The organism is Enterovibrio sp. QJM3NY_24 (assembly GCF_057786035.1).
In genome coordinates this window covers 1,295,694-1,311,332 of sequence record NZ_CM173519.1, presented here as the reverse complement: position 1 = coordinate 1,311,332, position 15,639 = coordinate 1,295,694, and the positions used below count along the sequence as shown (strand labels likewise).

The 15,639-nt window shown below is 49.4% G+C and carries 16 protein-coding genes; 9 read left to right on the top strand and 7 right to left on the bottom strand.

Going from position 1 to position 15,639, the window contains the following annotated elements; all coding sequences use genetic code 11:
* Nucleotides 1-7: 7 nt before the first annotated feature.
* A complete protein-coding gene (locus tag AC3CIC_RS05830) occupies nucleotides 8-799 on the top strand; it encodes a diguanylate phosphodiesterase (RefSeq protein ID WP_488515873.1) in 792 nt (263 codons plus the stop codon).
* Between the two features lie 141 nt (nucleotides 800-940).
* On the top strand, nucleotides 941-1,789 hold the full coding sequence (gene lafA, locus AC3CIC_RS05825; RefSeq protein ID WP_488515586.1) for a lateral flagellin LafA: 849 nt from the start codon (nucleotides 941-943) through the stop codon (nucleotides 1,787-1,789).
* Nucleotides 1,790-2,002: 213 nt separating this feature from the next.
* Here the strand turns inward: lafA and AC3CIC_RS05820 are convergent, their stop codons facing one another.
* The 7 genes from AC3CIC_RS05820 to purU form a co-directional block, all read right to left on the bottom strand.
* Nucleotides 2,003-2,989 carry an Ldh family oxidoreductase gene (locus AC3CIC_RS05820; protein ID WP_488515585.1) on the bottom strand — a complete coding sequence of 329 codons (987 nt, stop codon included), beginning with the start codon at nucleotides 2,987-2,989 and terminating at the stop codon, nucleotides 2,003-2,005.
* 39 nt (nucleotides 2,990-3,028) lie between these two features.
* On the bottom strand, nucleotides 3,029-3,649 hold the full coding sequence (locus AC3CIC_RS05815) for a hypothetical protein (protein WP_488515584.1): 621 nt from the start codon (nucleotides 3,647-3,649) through the stop codon (nucleotides 3,029-3,031).
* Nucleotide 3,650: 1 nt separating this feature from the next.
* Entirely contained in the window at nucleotides 3,651-6,560 is a 2,910-nt protein-coding gene (locus AC3CIC_RS05810) for an FAD-dependent oxidoreductase (RefSeq protein WP_488515583.1), read from the bottom strand.
* Nucleotides 6,557-6,868, bottom strand: a complete 312-nt coding sequence (locus AC3CIC_RS05805; protein ID WP_016959254.1) for a sarcosine oxidase subunit delta — start codon at nucleotides 6,866-6,868, stop codon at nucleotides 6,557-6,559. Before AC3CIC_RS05805 ends, AC3CIC_RS05810 begins: the two co-directional genes overlap by 4 nt.
* A gap of 10 nt (nucleotides 6,869-6,878) precedes the next feature.
* Complete coding sequence (locus tag AC3CIC_RS05800; RefSeq protein ID WP_017005824.1) at nucleotides 6,879-8,126, bottom strand: FAD-dependent oxidoreductase; 1,248 nt, start codon at nucleotides 8,124-8,126, stop codon at nucleotides 6,879-6,881.
* A 111-nt stretch (nucleotides 8,127-8,237) separates the two neighbouring features.
* Nucleotides 8,238-9,095, bottom strand: coding sequence for a bifunctional 5,10-methylenetetrahydrofolate dehydrogenase/5,10-methenyltetrahydrofolate cyclohydrolase (locus tag AC3CIC_RS05795; protein ID WP_394211813.1), 858 nt, complete (start codon nucleotides 9,093-9,095; stop codon nucleotides 8,238-8,240).
* A 15-nt stretch (nucleotides 9,096-9,110) separates the two neighbouring features.
* On the bottom strand, nucleotides 9,111-9,971 hold the full coding sequence (purU, locus tag AC3CIC_RS05790) for a formyltetrahydrofolate deformylase (protein WP_016959257.1): 861 nt from the start codon (nucleotides 9,969-9,971) through the stop codon (nucleotides 9,111-9,113).
* Nucleotides 9,972-10,112: 141 nt separating this feature from the next.
* Between purU and AC3CIC_RS05785 the strand changes: the two genes are divergently transcribed.
* The 7 genes from AC3CIC_RS05785 (at nucleotide 10,113) to AC3CIC_RS05755 (ending at nucleotide 15,638) form a co-directional block, all read left to right on the top strand.
* The gene (locus tag AC3CIC_RS05785; protein WP_488515582.1) at nucleotides 10,113-10,868 is read left to right on the top strand and encodes an IclR family transcriptional regulator; all 756 of its coding nucleotides are present in this window, start codon (nucleotides 10,113-10,115) and stop codon (nucleotides 10,866-10,868) included.
* A 429-nt stretch (nucleotides 10,869-11,297) separates the two neighbouring features.
* A complete protein-coding gene (gene fliD / locus AC3CIC_RS05780; RefSeq protein WP_016959259.1) occupies nucleotides 11,298-12,635 on the top strand; it encodes a flagellar filament capping protein FliD in 1,338 nt (445 codons plus the stop codon).
* Between the two features lie 11 nt (nucleotides 12,636-12,646).
* Nucleotides 12,647-13,033, top strand: a complete 387-nt coding sequence (gene fliS, locus AC3CIC_RS05775; protein WP_017004941.1) for a flagellar export chaperone FliS — start codon at nucleotides 12,647-12,649, stop codon at nucleotides 13,031-13,033.
* A 1-nt stretch (nucleotide 13,034) separates the two neighbouring features.
* The gene (locus AC3CIC_RS05770; protein WP_488515581.1) at nucleotides 13,035-13,331 is read left to right on the top strand and encodes a hypothetical protein; all 297 of its coding nucleotides are present in this window, start codon (nucleotides 13,035-13,037) and stop codon (nucleotides 13,329-13,331) included.
* Nucleotides 13,331-14,377: a flagellar hook-length control protein FliK gene (locus AC3CIC_RS05765; protein WP_488515580.1), complete on the top strand. Its 1,047-nt coding sequence runs from the start codon at nucleotides 13,331-13,333 to the stop codon at nucleotides 14,375-14,377. The genes AC3CIC_RS05770 and AC3CIC_RS05765 overlap by 1 nt, the downstream gene beginning before the upstream one ends.
* Nucleotides 14,378-14,397: 20 nt before the next feature.
* Nucleotides 14,398-14,898, top strand: coding sequence for a flagellar basal body-associated FliL family protein (locus tag AC3CIC_RS05760; RefSeq protein ID WP_017007277.1), 501 nt, complete (start codon nucleotides 14,398-14,400; stop codon nucleotides 14,896-14,898).
* Between the two features lie 11 nt (nucleotides 14,899-14,909).
* The gene (locus AC3CIC_RS05755; RefSeq protein ID WP_016959264.1) at nucleotides 14,910-15,638 is read left to right on the top strand and encodes a FliA/WhiG family RNA polymerase sigma factor; all 729 of its coding nucleotides are present in this window, start codon (nucleotides 14,910-14,912) and stop codon (nucleotides 15,636-15,638) included.
* The last annotated feature ends 1 nt before the right edge of the window (nucleotide 15,639 follow it).

Here is a 15,639-nt window from a genome sequence, read left to right as displayed (position 1 = left end):
CCAGGTGATGCATCAAACTTTACGTCACCTCATCGAGCAGCATGTCGTTACGGATGACGATGCGCTGATCCTCGCCGCTTTTTTACAAAACGATATTCGCCATGTGTGTCAGGCCATTCGTGATGTACGTTCTGGTGTGGTGGTTTATCAACATGTGACACTGCGCTTTGGCAGTCGTGGAGAGCAAAGCGTTTACAGCTTTGATTTGTCTGACGGTATGCGTTTTAGTCTTGACCTTTACAGCTTGTATTTGGCGCTACGCCAAAGCCGCTTTCAAATTGATACCTTTCACCCTGATTTGGTCAGCGATGTCGTGGTGCCCGTTGATGCCAATGCGCTGATCTGGTCAACGGGGCAGCATGCTCTCACCCAGATGCTGCAACTGGACAAAGCCGCCTTTTCGTTTCTTATTCCTTCGTTGCAGATCAATGTCAGTGACGAGGCACAGCCCCGTCTTGTTAGCTTGCTGGCGACATTACGCGCGCGATCAGCTGCACTTTGGTTTGATATATCCATTCCCTGTCACCACATTGAATTAATGAAACGTCACCGTCCAGACAGGGTGAAATTGGCCATTACTTTAGCCAGTAAACAGGATCGTAGCGGCTTATTGCCCTTGATTCGCTTTTTTCGATCTCATCGATTGCCTTGGGTGGCAGGACGTATTTCCAGCCAAAGTGAGCTGAATCAGTTTCGCCTACTGGGCGCATCACACTACTTTGGCTATGTCAGCGACATTCCAATGTCTTTATCCTTTAAGGGCTTCGACAACCCTGACATCCGCCAAAACGTGGAATAGAGATCACCAAAATGCTTATAAATCCGCGATTTCGCGGATTTTTTTCATTCTGAGATTAATTCTGTGCAACAAGCGTCCGCCTCTAGTTAGTGAGCAGGGAGCATCCCTCGCAACCAATGACTGTGAACCAAGGAGTTTAAGATGGCTTTATCAATGCACACTAACTACGCGTCGCTTGTTACTCAGAATACACTGAATGGCACCAGCAACCTTTTGAACACTGCAATGGAGCGCTTGAGCACCGGTTACCGCATTAACTCTGCGGCGGACGATGCAGCTGGCCTACAAATTTCTAATCGTCTGGAAGCACAAACACGCGGCATGTCAGTAGCAATGCGTAACGCACAAGATGGTATGTCAATGCTGCAAACCGCGGAAGGTGCGTTTGACGAGTCGACCAACATTCTTTACCGCATGAACGACCTAGCGACACAAGCATCGAACGGCACCAACACCGATGCAGACAAAGACGCACTGCAAAAAGAATTCAGTGAGCTAGGTGCAGAGCTTACCAACATCATGACCAATACCAAATACGCGGGTGATGCACTTATCACCGCCGATGGTATTAAAACAGGCGGTCTAACGCTGCAAATCGGCGCTTCTTCTGCTGAAACGCTTGACCTAGCAACAACGGTTGATACTGATGTTATCGCCGCACACACTGCGCTTTCAGCCACTGTCCCAGCGCTAGATATTGGTTCTGCGGGTGATTCAGGTGCTGCAATGGACGCTCTGGCGACGGCGCTGGATGAAGTGGGTGCCGCGCGTGCCGGTTTGGGTGCGACAATTAACCGTCTAGACCATACCGTTGTTAACTTGGGCAACATGTCAGAAAACACTGCTGCAGCGAAAGGCCGTATCACGGATGCAGACTTTGCCGTTGAATCATCAAACATGACGAAAAACCAAATGCTGATGCAAGCAGGCACCACCGTTCTGTCTCAGACTAACCAGCTGCCTGGCATGGCGATGTCACTGCTGCGTTAATCGCCACACCATTTCTCCTTTATCCTCCCTTGGATATTTTTCTCAACCTCCTTCGGGAGGTTTTTTTGTGGAAATTCCGAGAGGCGGTTTTATTCCCAAACACACCGAAAGCTCAGTTTTTTTGGGGATATTTTTTCAGACCTTAACATCCACGAATTATCCATCGAGAGGTCTATATCTGGCCGCTAACAAGCGAGAAGGTCTATCGAAATGCTAATGAGGGCCATCGGATAATGTTAATGCCAAGTCCCACAAGGATTCAGGAACATCGACCTCCGTCAACTCGTTGATAAACTGGCCCGGTAAACGCGTTCCCTCGTCTTGAGAAACCAGATCGCCAACTTGTTTACAGCGTTCATAAAATGATTCGGAATTGGCAGGGTCAATCACCAAGAAATATTGACCCAAATCATGAGGGTCGCCCTGTGTCGCTTTTAGGGGTTTGACGAACTGCGATGCAATTCCCCCTGTTAACCCTGCCGTCAACAACTCCGCCATTAAGCCAAACCCCCAGCCTTTGTACCCACCAGCAGAGACCAATGAACCGGCTAGTGCTTTGTGTGGGTCAGTGGTTGGATTGCCAAGTTCATCAAGCGCCCAGCCTTCAGGAATGCTTTCACCTGCTTCTTTCGCCATCGTGATTTTTCCAAGGGCGACAACCGTGGTGGATTGATCAAACTGCATGGCTATGCCGCCTTCACCATCTGGGACAGAAAAGGCCACTGGGTTAGTGCCAATGGTGCGGATTTTCCCGCCGGGCGGCGCGACAATAGGAGAAGAGTTCGTAAAACCGAGAGCGATAAAGCCACGACGGGCAAACTGTTCGGTGAAATATCCTAATGACGTACACGTATGACTATGACCAATCGCTAATGCAGCGAGACCATTCTCAGAGGCGGCAGTTAACGCGGATGGAAAAGCGCGAACAAAAGCCGCTTGTGCAAACCCGAATTTGGCATCGACTTGAACAACACCAGGCTTGGGTGTCGTGATTAACGGTTCGGCGTCTTTTGATACACGCCCTGACACAAGTTGCTCGCAATAACTTTGTAAATAGTACAAGCCGCAGATTCGGTTTTGTCTGGACTCGTTTTTTGCGACAGCAAGCGCGACAGATTCTGCGATCCACGGTAAAGCGCCATGTTTTTCTAACGCTGTTTTACACACCTCATGAATCTCGGAAATGGCAATAACTGGCATACATACTCCTTTAGAATTTGTCACTAAAATCAGGTGTTATTAATTGTCTGAGAATCTCTCTTTGTCGGTTGTCTGTTGAAACTCCAAAGCGGCATCTTCAAGCGCATGCCATAAATAGTCCGCACTTGAAATATCACTCAAAATGAAGAAACGGGTTTGTTTAAAAGCGGACTGTGATGTGTTGACGACGACAGAAGAAACACGCGCCACGGATGTTTGGGCGATATAACCGGGCGTAAATACATCGGGTTGAAAATCAACCGCACACACTTTCGCAAACATCTGCGGGCAAGCATCGCCCGTGACAACAAACATCGCCGAACTGTGTTGGCAATATAATCGAGTCACTTGGCTGGCGTTAAGCGCGGCTTTTTCCAGTTCCAGAATGGCTTCAGTGTGTTGATGTTCCACATCAAGAACCCAAAACTCCGTGAGACTAAGCCTTAGCACCCATAAACCGTTGCGCATTTCGACGGCGTTGTTAGGCTGGGGCGGTATTTCAAGCCCCTGCTGCTCTATAAAAGAAGCAGCGTGTTGACCTCTGAACCCAACACGGTTTGAGGTGGTTGCATCAAAAAACGAAATTGAAGACAGACAATATGTTTGCTCAATATCGCTGTATCTCAATGCTGGCTGTGTGCTGACTAAAAATGAAAACATGCTAAATGACCTCCTGTCGCGCACCTTCCGGATCATAAAAAGGTAACTTGACCACTTCCGGCCATACTTCTTTGCCGTCGACCCTGATAGGGAACAACGTACCGGGTTCTTGTTGATCAATGCCGACAAACGCCAGACCAATATAGGCATCTAACGTTGCCGAAAAATCACAAGACGTCACATTTCCCGTGATGCTTGAATCCTGACCCGCTTTATCCAACACAAGGTGGCCTTCTTCTGGCTTCGCAGACGATTTATCGAGTGTAAAACCAACCAGTTTTCGGGTTTGCTCGCGGCGCATCACTATCTCAACAGAGCGTGAACCCACATAGAAAGGCTTGGCTTTCGCGATGGCCCATCCCAAGGACAATTCACCGGGGTGTGACATACCATCGGTGTCTTGCCCAACGATAATGTGGCCTTTTTCCAGACGAAGAAGCCGCTGTGCTTCTACGCCAAAGGGACGCATCTCAAATTCTTCTCCGGCGGATATCAGTAAATCCCAAACCTTGAGCGCGAACAGTGTGGGCATGTGGATCTCATACCCGAGTTCCCCAACAAAACCGACGCGCATCAATCGAACTGGCATGCCGCTAATATGTCCCTCTCGGTAGGCCAAATAGGGGAACGCCTCCGGGGTGAAATCGACGTCTTCACACACTTTCTCGAGGACTTTCCTCGCGTTTGGCCCGGCGACATTCACCGCTGAAAATGCGGAGGTCACATTGGCAATATCGACATCTAATCGCCATTGGGCATTCCACTTTTTCATTTCACGATAAACCGCATCAACGCCGCTCGTTGTCGCGGTCACGTAATAATGGTCGTCTGCAATACGACACGCGACGCCGTCATCCACCACCACGCCTTGCTCATTGGTCAACACGGCATAACGCGTTTTACCAACGGGCAGCTTAACAAACGCAAAGGTATACATTCGATTCAAAAACTCTGGCGCATCTGGCCCATAAACTTCGATACCACCCAATGTGCTGACATCAACGATGCCGACATTTTGTCGCACAGCTAACGCTTCTTGCTGAATGCGTTCATGTCGATGTTCAGGGTCGCCGTAATAAGCGGGACGACGCCATGCGCCCGCAGGCATGAACTGTGCGCCCAGCTCTTCATGCCTTGAATGCATGGGCGTGAGGCGAACAGGGTTAAAAATTCGACCCGCTAAATAGGCGAGCTTTTCGGGGATAAACGGCGGACGCGCAGTGGTTACGCCCGTTTCACTGACCGTTCTGCCTGTGGCCTCGGCAACCAATCTCGCGCTGGCCAAGGCGGAATGGCGTCCCTGAGAGGGGCCCATGCCAACAGTCGAAAAACGTTTAACCAGTTGAATGTCTCGATAACCTAAACGCGTGGCATTCACGATATCTTTTGATTGAAGATCTTCATCAAAATCGACAAAGTCTTTCCCTTTAGGGTGAGGAAAGATAGGCCAAGGGAAATTGGTTGAAAGATCGCACTCAACCCTGTCACTGACAACATCAGACAGCCCGAGTGTAGTTAAACAGGTTTGCGCCGCGTTTTGTCCATCTGCCAGCACTTTATCAAGGTCATGAATGCCATTAACAGAGCCCGCAATGTGCAGATTGTCGGGTAGGTTTTTAAGCGTAAAACGTGCGTTGCTGTCGTCATAGCTGAGTTGCGCACCAGCTTGACATAACAACTGATAAGTCGGCATATAACCGGCTGACACACAAAGCAGATCGCAGGGAATTGACGAGATTTTTTGTGTGACCTTGTATTGGTCGTCGATAGAATAGATCTCGACCGATGAAAGGTGGTGGTTGCGTGCTTGCGCTTCATAAACCGTCGCCCCAAATATGACGGGGATACCCAGGGTTTGAACCGCATCGACCAGATCAGCGCGCCTCTGGCTTATACGCATGTCGACGACGGAAACAACATCTATGCCCTGTTTAGTCAGTTCGATGGCGGTTAAATAGCCATCGTCATTGCCCGTTAGTACCACCGATTTTTTGCCCGGTTTGATGGCGTAGTGTTTCATTAGTCGCATTGCGGCGCTGCATAAAACGATGCCGGGAATGTCATTGTTTCTAAATACGACGTGCTGCTCGAATTCGCCTGACGCAACAATGCACTGTTTAGCCCTGACCTTATACATGCGATTGGCGGTGAGCACGGGCAGGTAATTATCGGTGAACCACGCATTACAAACCGCATCGGTTAAGACGCGGATCTTGGGGTGATTGGAGACGCTAGATCTGAGTTTGGCGAGTACGTCATCTGCCACATCACCCTTGATATCGAATCGATGATAAGTCAGTGCGCCACCGAGTTGCTTGTTTTCGTCAACTAACAGTACGTTTGCACCGTGTTGCGCGGCGGTAATGGCCGCATTCAGTCCTGCTGGCCCCGCGCCGACCACCATCACATCACAAAACAGATAAGCTTTGTCATGATACGTGGGGTCAAAATCTAGGTTGGCTTTCCCCAATCCCGCTTTTTTGCGAATCAGCGGCTCCCACTTATCCCAGACGCCCTTGGGCTTATAAAATGCGCGATAATAGAAACCGACGGGCATAAACCGTCCGACTTTTTCTAACAACGCATCTTTGTCGTTTTCCAGCGAGCCATTGTAATTTTGCCCCATCACCATTGGGGCTTGTGAAATATCAATGCGATCCGCTAATACATTGGCTTCGTCTGGCAATTGAACGAGGGTATTAGCATCTTGACCTGCCATCGTTAGCGGGCCACGAGGGCGGTGATATTTGAAGGAGCGTGACATCAGCCACTGCTGATTGGCAATAAGGGCGCTGGCGACGGTATCGCCTTCAAAACCCCTGTAGCGCGTTCCTTCAAATTCAAAGCTGATTGTCTTATCTCGATAAATCAAAGAACCCATCGGCGGTGATAATCGTTTCTCATCACTCATGGTTGCGCTCCTTTTCCTTCGTCGGCGTCAGCATCGAAAGAGACTTTCTGCGTAAATATTTCGCTGGGATCATAAGTTCGAATAATCTCATCTGAGGCCGTGTGCCTTTCCGCGATAAACCAATAGCTAGATGCACTGTGAAACCACCATTCTTGAACCACTTTGACGGTGTTGTCTGAGTAAAAGACATAGTCAGCCCATTCTTTGTCAGTGCAGTTTTTATGATCGGGCATGGCTTTCACTTCACCACCGTAGACAAACTCATTGATGTTTCTTGGGCCATTCAAGGGACAACGCATTATCTTCATATCAATACTCCTAATGGCTCGCGGCTGTGGCGCCCATCTCATTGACTTGTCGGAACGCATCAAACCTGTCCATCGAAAATGGGGCGATAAGATCTGGGACGTGTCCGCCAGATGCCACCAGTGCAGCCATTGTTTTGCCGCAAATGGGCGTTGCCTTGAAGCCCCATGTGCCCCAGCCTGCATCCAAATAGTAATTGTCAACGGGGCTGAGTCCCATGATTGGGCTGTAGTCGCTGGTCATGTCTGTGGTCCCTGCCCATTGGCGCAGTAATTTGAAATTGGCCATGAAAGGGAACATTTCGATTGCGCTGGCAATGAGGCTTTCTTTGAGATCAAGCGTCGAACGTGTGTTGTAGAGCGGGTAAGGGTCTGACCCACCACCAAAGACGATTTCTCCTCGACCGGTTTGCTGCACGTAACAATGAAGCGCAGACGAACTGACGAGCGGATCGAGGAAAGGTTTAACGGGGGTGGTGACCATGGCTTGCAACGGGTAACTGGTGAGTGGCATTCGAAATCCCGCCATGGCAGCAACAATCGAGCTATGGCCGGCCACCGCTTGCACTACCGCGCCACAGCCGACAGTGCCACGATTGGTCTCGACGGACACGACCTTTCCGTTCTCGATATTAACGTTGGTGACTTCCGTCAATTGATGGAGCTCTACGCCGCGCTGTGTTGCGCCTTTTGCGTAACCCCAAGCCACGGCGTCATGCCTTGCCGTTGCGCCATCCATATGCCAAAGGCCAGCGAGAATTGGCATGTCGGCAGGATTCATGTTGAGGGTAGGAACCAGTTCTCGTATTTGCTGCGGGTCAATCAGCTCTGTGCGCCCACCAAAATGTTTATTCACTTCGGTGCGTTGACGAAAAGAGCGAACAGCGGCATCCGTATGCGCAAGCGTCAGCTGACCTCGCGAGGAATACATGATATTGAAATCAAATTCGTTCGATAGATTTTGGAATAATTTGACGGATTCGCTGTAAAACTTAACGCCCTCAGACGTTAAATAATTCGAACGAATAACCGCGGTATTTCGCGCCGTGTTGCCCCCGCCAAGGTACCCTTTTTCCAAAATCGCCACATTGGTGATGCCGTGGTATTTGGCAAGGTAATACGCCGTGGCAACACCGTGTCCACCGCCACCGATAATGACAACATCGTAATTGCGTTTGAGATCGCGAGGGATCGGCAAATCCATGTCGTTCTCAAAGGGATAGTCATTCGTCAGACCATATTTTAAAAGTGAAAAAGGCACAGTACGTTCCCCGCGTTACAATAGTGAATCAATGGTTTTGCTTTGTTTAAAACAGCTTTTTACTGACCGTTGCATGCTTTAGAGAAGCTTTGCTTAGCCTCGTTTTTCACCTCAGTTTTGCTTTGCCGCAACTAAGGTATTTTTGATTAAGCAGGCAATCGTCATGGGACCGACACCACCAGGCACGGGTGTGATCGCCTGACATTTATCGAAAACATCATCGAAATTGACATCACCGACTAACTTGCGCTTGCCATCACATTCAGTCGCATTGATGCCCACATCAATCACCACTGCCCCCGGTTTCACCCAGTGCCTATCCACTAATTCAGGAACGCCAACAGCGACGACCAGAATATCGGCTTGTTGACACAACTTGGCAGCATCAACGGATTTTGAATGAACGACACTCACGGTGCAGTGAGCTTGGAGTAAAAGGTTCGCCATCGGTTTCCCGACGATATTGGATCGCCCAACAACAACGGCATGTTTGCCTGAGAGATCCCCCATTTCTCTTTTGAGGATTTCAAGGCAACCCAATGGTGTGCAAGGAATGAGCGAGGCTTGACCTGATGACAGTAGACCCACATTGACAGGGTGAAAACCATCCACATCTTTACTTGGTTTAATAAGATTAATAATGCGTTCTTCAGACAGATGCTCAGGCAAAGGCAGCTGAACCAAAATGCCATGAATGTCATCACGCTCATTCAGTTCGTTCACCACGTCTTCTAATTCTTGCTGAGTGCACGTTTCATCGAGGCGCGTGACCACTGAAAATAGCCCCGCTTTTTCAGCGCAGCGTATTTTGTTGCGAACATAAATGGTGCTGGCTGGATCTTCACCCACCAAGACCACAGCAAGCCCAGGCTGTTGATGCCCTTGCGCCATTCTTACCTTAACTTCTTGCGCCATCTCTTCAATCAACAGATCGGATAGTTGCCGACCATCGATAATATTTACTGGCATCCTTACCTCTGTTAATTATTGAAATACGACGGTTTTATTTCCGTACATAAAGACTCTGTGCTCCAAATGAAGCCTGACTGCTTGCGCAAGGGCGATGGTTTCCGTGTCACGCCCAACGGCGACCAACCTTTCTGACGAATAAGTGTGACCGACGGGTTGCACACTCTGTTGAATAATAGGCCCTTCATCGAGATCTGATGTGACGTAGTGCGCAGTCGCACCAATGAGTTTCACGCCACGAGCATGGGCTTGGTGATAGGGCTTTGCGCCTTTGAAGCTCGGCAAAAATGAGTGATGAATATTGATCGCTTTGCCGTGCAATTTTTGACATAAATCATCGGAAAGAATCTGCATATAACGGGCTAAAACAACCAACTCCGTTTGTGTTTCTGCCATCACATCGAGGAGTGCAGCTTCCTGCTGAGGTTTGTTTTGCACGGTCATTGGCAACCAAATAAAGCGGATGCCAGCGCGTTCAACCATGGGTCTCAAATCTTTGTGGTTGGACACCACGGCGGTGATGTCCATTGGCAGCTCGCCATTTTCATGGCGGTACAACAAATCTTTTAGGCAGTGATCGAACTTGCTCACCATGATCAATACGCGCATAGGTGCGCGGGAATCAAAAAATTGCCAATCCATATTGAAACGACTCACTTGCGCTTCAAAACCCGCTTTGATGGTGTCTAGGTCCACATCGGGAGACTCAATGCGACACACCGCTCGCATGAAGAAATTTTCATTCTCTTCGTCATCGAATTGGTGCAACTCAGAGATGTAGCAACTCAAGCCAGCCAGATAGGAAGTGACCGCTGCAAGAATCCCGCTTGATGCATCGCATGTTGCTTTGAGAATAAATTCCTTTGAATCTGGCATGTTCCTTCCTGTTGGTTGTTGTTGATGCTTTTCACTTTAATAAGCGAAATCACAAAGAATTAACATTCAAGATGGACATGAACACAAAATAAACACATATTTTATTCACATATGAATTTTACATTTACAGATGAGTAAATCATGAGCAAGGCAGACTATCAGGTTCAATCGTTAGCAAGAGGGCTGGAAATCATCGAAATGTATGACGCGGAGCATCGTATTCTCAGTACGAATGACTTTGCTGACCAGTTGGGTGTCAGCCAATCTTCTATTTATCGAATTGTACAAACCTTACTCGATAAAAATTACCTTCGAAAAGTCGCACGAAATGCCTATGCCATTGGCCCACAAGTTGTTTCTCGCGGGTTCTCCTATCTTGCGGGTCAACATCTGGTGGATGTCGCCGCCCCGCACTTGCAGCGCTTAAGAGATGAAACCAGTATTTCGTGCCATTTAGCGGTAAGGGACAGACTCGAAACCTTATACATCTATCGTGCCCAAGCGTCTCAACGGCTATCGGTCAATATCCCACTAGGAACGAGGTTGCCGTGTCATACCAATGCGATGGGGAGAATTTTGCTGCAACAGCTAAGTGACATCGAACTTAGCGCGGTATACCAAACAATCCAGCTTGATATGTATTCCAAACCACACCCGCAAACGCTACCAGAACTGAAGCATCGCATCGCTACTGAGAGAAAGCAGGGGTTTGCGTTTAATCGGTCAGACAATGCAACGGCCATCGCGGTACCCATCACGGATTATTTGGGCAACATCATTGCGGCCATCAATATATCGGGGGCGGAGCAAATCATGGATAAACAGCATCAATTTGAGGCCGCAAAAACCAGCCTGCTGAACACGGCCAAAGCGATTTCAAGCGAAGCGCCGACCTAGTCCAACAGGTGTCAACAACGCCAAGCCGCGCTGAGTGAAAAATTCAAATACAGGTTTCTATCCCCAATAAAGAAATGGGGTTGTTGATGCCTGTCACTCATCGTTTCCGTTAAATACACGCCTACCTTCAATACCACTCAGCTTGATGATTTGCTGGTTTGACTCAAGATCACCTTTCGTTACCAATATCTCCTTAATCTCCCACTCTTTTACGTCGCCTTTATTTCTTAGGAAGCCTGCGCATTAAGCAGGAAATAACGGAAGGTCTCTAAAGGAAACGTCTCTTCCGCTTCATTAATATAATGGCGCTAATCCCTTGTTTTTATTAGCGCCAATCAATGGCACACATCTTGCGATTTATTCATGTCGATGCAAACAAATAATGGTATCGACACAACCAAATCGACCTGATGGACAGGGAGCAAACCAATGAGTTCGTTAGACCCAATAACGATGGCAACGCAACTGGCGACGTATGATGTTCAGCCTTTTCAGATCCGCTACCAAATGCAAGCCGACAAGTACCAAGGCCAAATCACTGCGCTTGGAAAAGTAGAAAGCGCCCTGCGTGATTTTCGCACCGCTGTGAACGAAATGAACGGCAGCAACAGCAGCGTCATTAAAAACACCGCGACGGTATCGCAAGACGGTTTCTTCACAGCCAATGCCAACGCCAATGCGCTTGCGGGTAGCTATCAGGTTTTTGTTGAACAGGTCGCGACAGCGCATCAGGCCTCTGCGGGTATGCCAGCAGACCTTGATGCCAACACGCAAATCCCAACCACGGGCACACTGTCGTTTACCGTTAACGGCGAGAAGATGGACATTGATTTGTCCAACGTCGACACGGACGGTGACGGCAAAGCCACCATGTCTGATTTGGTCAAATCCATCAATGGTGACAGCACTAACCCAGGCGTGAATGCCACGCTGGTGCGTTCCAATGGTCAAACCCATCTCATGCTTTCCAGCACAGAAACGGGTGAAGCAAACCGTGTTCAGGTCAGTGCATCTGGAACGGGGGCAGCCTGGTTTGAAGATGGCTTTACCAACCTCAATGAAATCACCGCGCCGAAAGACGCCGTGATTTGGCTCGGTGCGAAAGATTCCGGCCTAAAACTCACCAACAGTAGCAACACCTTTGAAGGCGTGATTGATGGCGTGGACATCACTGTCACCAAAGCGCAAGACGCTGGTGATGCGGCTATTGGCATGGATGTGGGTGCTGACAGCGAATCAACCAAAGAGCAAGTCACCAAGTTTATTGATGCCTACAACTCGCTGGTTGGCGCATTAGATGCGCACACCTCAATCGGTGGTGATGGCGTGTCTCGTGGTGTGCTTGCAAACGATCCGACACTTCGCTCAATCGAAAGCCAACTTTCGAGTATTTTGCGCGCAGATTTTGGCGGTATGAACCTAAGCGAAGCCGGTATTTCCATTGACCGTGAAGGCAAGATGAAACTGGATGCCGACAAATTTGCTGAGGCACAAAAAAGCAATGGTGCTGCTCTGGAGCAAATGTTTAACGGCGAGGGCAATCTGCTCGATTCAATCGACGGCATGATGGAACCCTACCTCAAGTTTTCGTCTGGTTTGCTCACTAGCCGCAAAGACTCCTTACAACAGAACATTGAACGCATTGACGACAAGCAAACGCAGCTTGAGCGCAAATATGAAATGTCATACGACCGCTACCTCAAACAATTTACTCAAATGAATCAAATCATGGCTCAGATGAACCAAACCATGTCGATGTTTGGTTAGGAGATATTTTTATGCTTATGGACTCAGGCTACGACTCGTATCAGCAAGTGGATTTGGATGCTCAGGCCGCGGCGGCATCCCCTCACCAATTGGTGGTCATGCTCATTGATGGCCTTCTTGATGAAGTAGAACGTGCACGCGGACACATCGAGGCTGGTCGATTGGCGCAAAAAGGCGCAAGCATCAGCAAATCCATGAATATTCTGATTGGCTTAGACAGTGCCTTAGACGAAAAAAATGGCGGTGAAATCGCAGAGAATCTCCATCAGCTTTATGACTTTTGTCAGATGGAACTGTATCAAGCAAGCCTGCATAACGACGTCGAAAAACTCTCCAATGTGGCCGGCGTGATGAGCAACATTCGTGAAGGATGGGTAAGTTTTGGTCAACAGGCTTAACGTGACCCCGACGTTGCTGAATCAACTGGCACAGCGTATTCAACAAGCGACGGCATCCCGTGACTGGCAGACGCTGAAAGCGCTCGATCTTAAAGTGAGAGAACTGTTGCTACGCCACCCTGAATGCCTGAAAAGCGCGGCCTGTGCTGCCGCGATTTCTCAGCTTAAAGCCACACATCAGGTCGCGGTGCTCGCCCTTAGCGAGTCGCTCACCGAAATGGAAACCGAGTTGGATGTGATGCAAGCACAAAATGAACGTGCAATGGCCTATCAACTCGCAATGACGATGGAGTACTGATGATGATTTCGACGTCATTGACACAGACAAGCGCTGCGAAAGCATCTTCGAACAACGGTGCAATTCCCCGCGAATCCGGCGGCACGATTCAACCTGCGGTTGGGTTTGGTGATAAGCCTGAAAATGCCCAGCCGTTTCAGCTGGGTTCGCTGAAAGAAGGTTCGCGTCAACTGAACCAAATTGAACAGGACTTGCCTTCTGACGCGACGACGCTGCCTTTTACAACGCTAAACGCCAGCACTGACACGCCACAAACGCAGCAAGCAGGATTCACGCTACCCACGCTGTCGGTCGGCAATGCCAATGCCAATGCCAATGCCAATGCCAAGCAAGACGCTGCCGTAAACATGGCGTCTTTGCTGACCCACGGACAGCTTACCCAAGGACAATTTACTCAAGGAGAAGGCACTCAAGGGACAGCCACCAGCGATATCACTCGCCCCTCTCTGTTGACGTCCAGTTCGCTTGAATCCTCTCAGCTAAACATCTCTCAACTTAACACGTCTCAACTGCTGCAAGTCGCATTAAACGGTATTTCAACGGGCGCAGGCCCAGCGACTCAACCGCCCGCGCAACTCCCCGCTGCCGCAGCGTTAACTGCGTCACACGGTCCGGAATGGGCTGCCGTGCGCGTCGATACCAGCGCAGGAAAATGGGGTGAGCAAATGATGCAAGTGCTGCAAGACAGAGTGACATTGCAAGCACAGCAAAACGTGCAAGAAGCCCGCATTCGTCTCGACCCCCCTGATCTTGGCAAGCTGGATTTACTGGTACGCGTTGAAGGCGATCGCTTAAGTGTGCAAATCAATGCCAATTCCGCGGCGACCCGTGAAGCCTTGATGCAAGTGTCTGAGCGCCTACGCGCCGAGCTTCAAGACCAAAACTTCCTGCATGTCGATGTGAATGTAGGCTCGGATCACGCAGGGAAAGAGCGGCACGCGAAGCAAGATAATGATGACTTCTCTGTGTTTGCCGCCCGTGATTTTCACGATGACGCGACGCCATCATCGTCTCACGCCGAGCACTGGCTGAGCACACAAGCCTGATAAACCCACGAGGAAAAACAATGAACAAAAAACAACTACTCGTCTTCTCTGGCGCCATGATCATCACCAGCGCGTTAGTGTCTGCGGGCGTCACCTTGGGTGGGCTTTGGTACATGCAGAACGCGCAAAAGATATCGGCAGCAGAAACCCCATCATTCGAGGGCTTCTCCCTGCCATTTTTGTTTGAACAAGAAACCATAAAAAATGGCCCGAGCTTTCACGCGCTTGAGAAAATCGTCTTGTCCGTCAAGGGTAATCGTCAAACCCATTTTGTGATGCTGGAACTCGCGGTTGAAACCCGTCATCCCGAACGCATCGAAGCCATTGATGAATACATGCCGATGGTGCAAAACGCCTTACTCAAATTGTTCGCCAACAAGCACTACGACGATCTGCAAAAAGACGGCGCAGTTGAAACCTTGCAGGAAGAAGTTAAACAAACCCTACTGCTGGCCTTTGCGAAAACCGACATTGTCCGCGACATCGATGACGTATTGCTGACCAAATATGTGGTGCAATAAGGAGTGGCTTCATGTTGGACATGAATTTCCAAGACGGTTACGTCGATACGGAAGTGAGCACAGCTCCCTCCCAGCCTATCGATGAAAACCGCTTATTGGCGCAACATCAAATCTTAGTCAAACGCGTCGTCAATCAACTGCGGGTACATGCTAATCAACATTGCAGCATCGAAGATATGCAGCAGATCGGTTTGATTGGCTTGCTAGAAGCAGGACGCCGCTATGGCAATGTCGACGACCCTCAATTTCCGGCCTTTGCCGTTTGCCGTATTCGCGGCTCCATTCTCGATGAACTGCGCAGACTGGATTGGCGCTCACGCAAAACTCGCCAACAAGCCCATGAGCTTAACGATATCACCCGTGATTTAACCCGTGCCCTTGGCCGACAACCCACAGATACGGAAATCATCAAAGCACTCGGTACTGACGAGCGCGACTACCACACGCGGTTAAGTGCAACGCTTGCTGGGGAAATGCAGAGCCTCGATCAACTACTTGAAAACGGCGCTGAAAGTCAGTTCGACGGGCACTACGACGGAACAATCCACGAGCAAATGCGTATGAGCCTTGAAACCGCGCTCAGTCAGCTTTCCAAACGCGACCAGCTGTTACTGACGCTGTTTTATCAACACGATTTAAACCTGCATGAAATCGCGCTTGTGTTGGATCTGACACCACCACGCATCTGTCAGCTTCATAAACAGGCGCTCAAACAACTCAATCACTATTTGTCATCCTAGG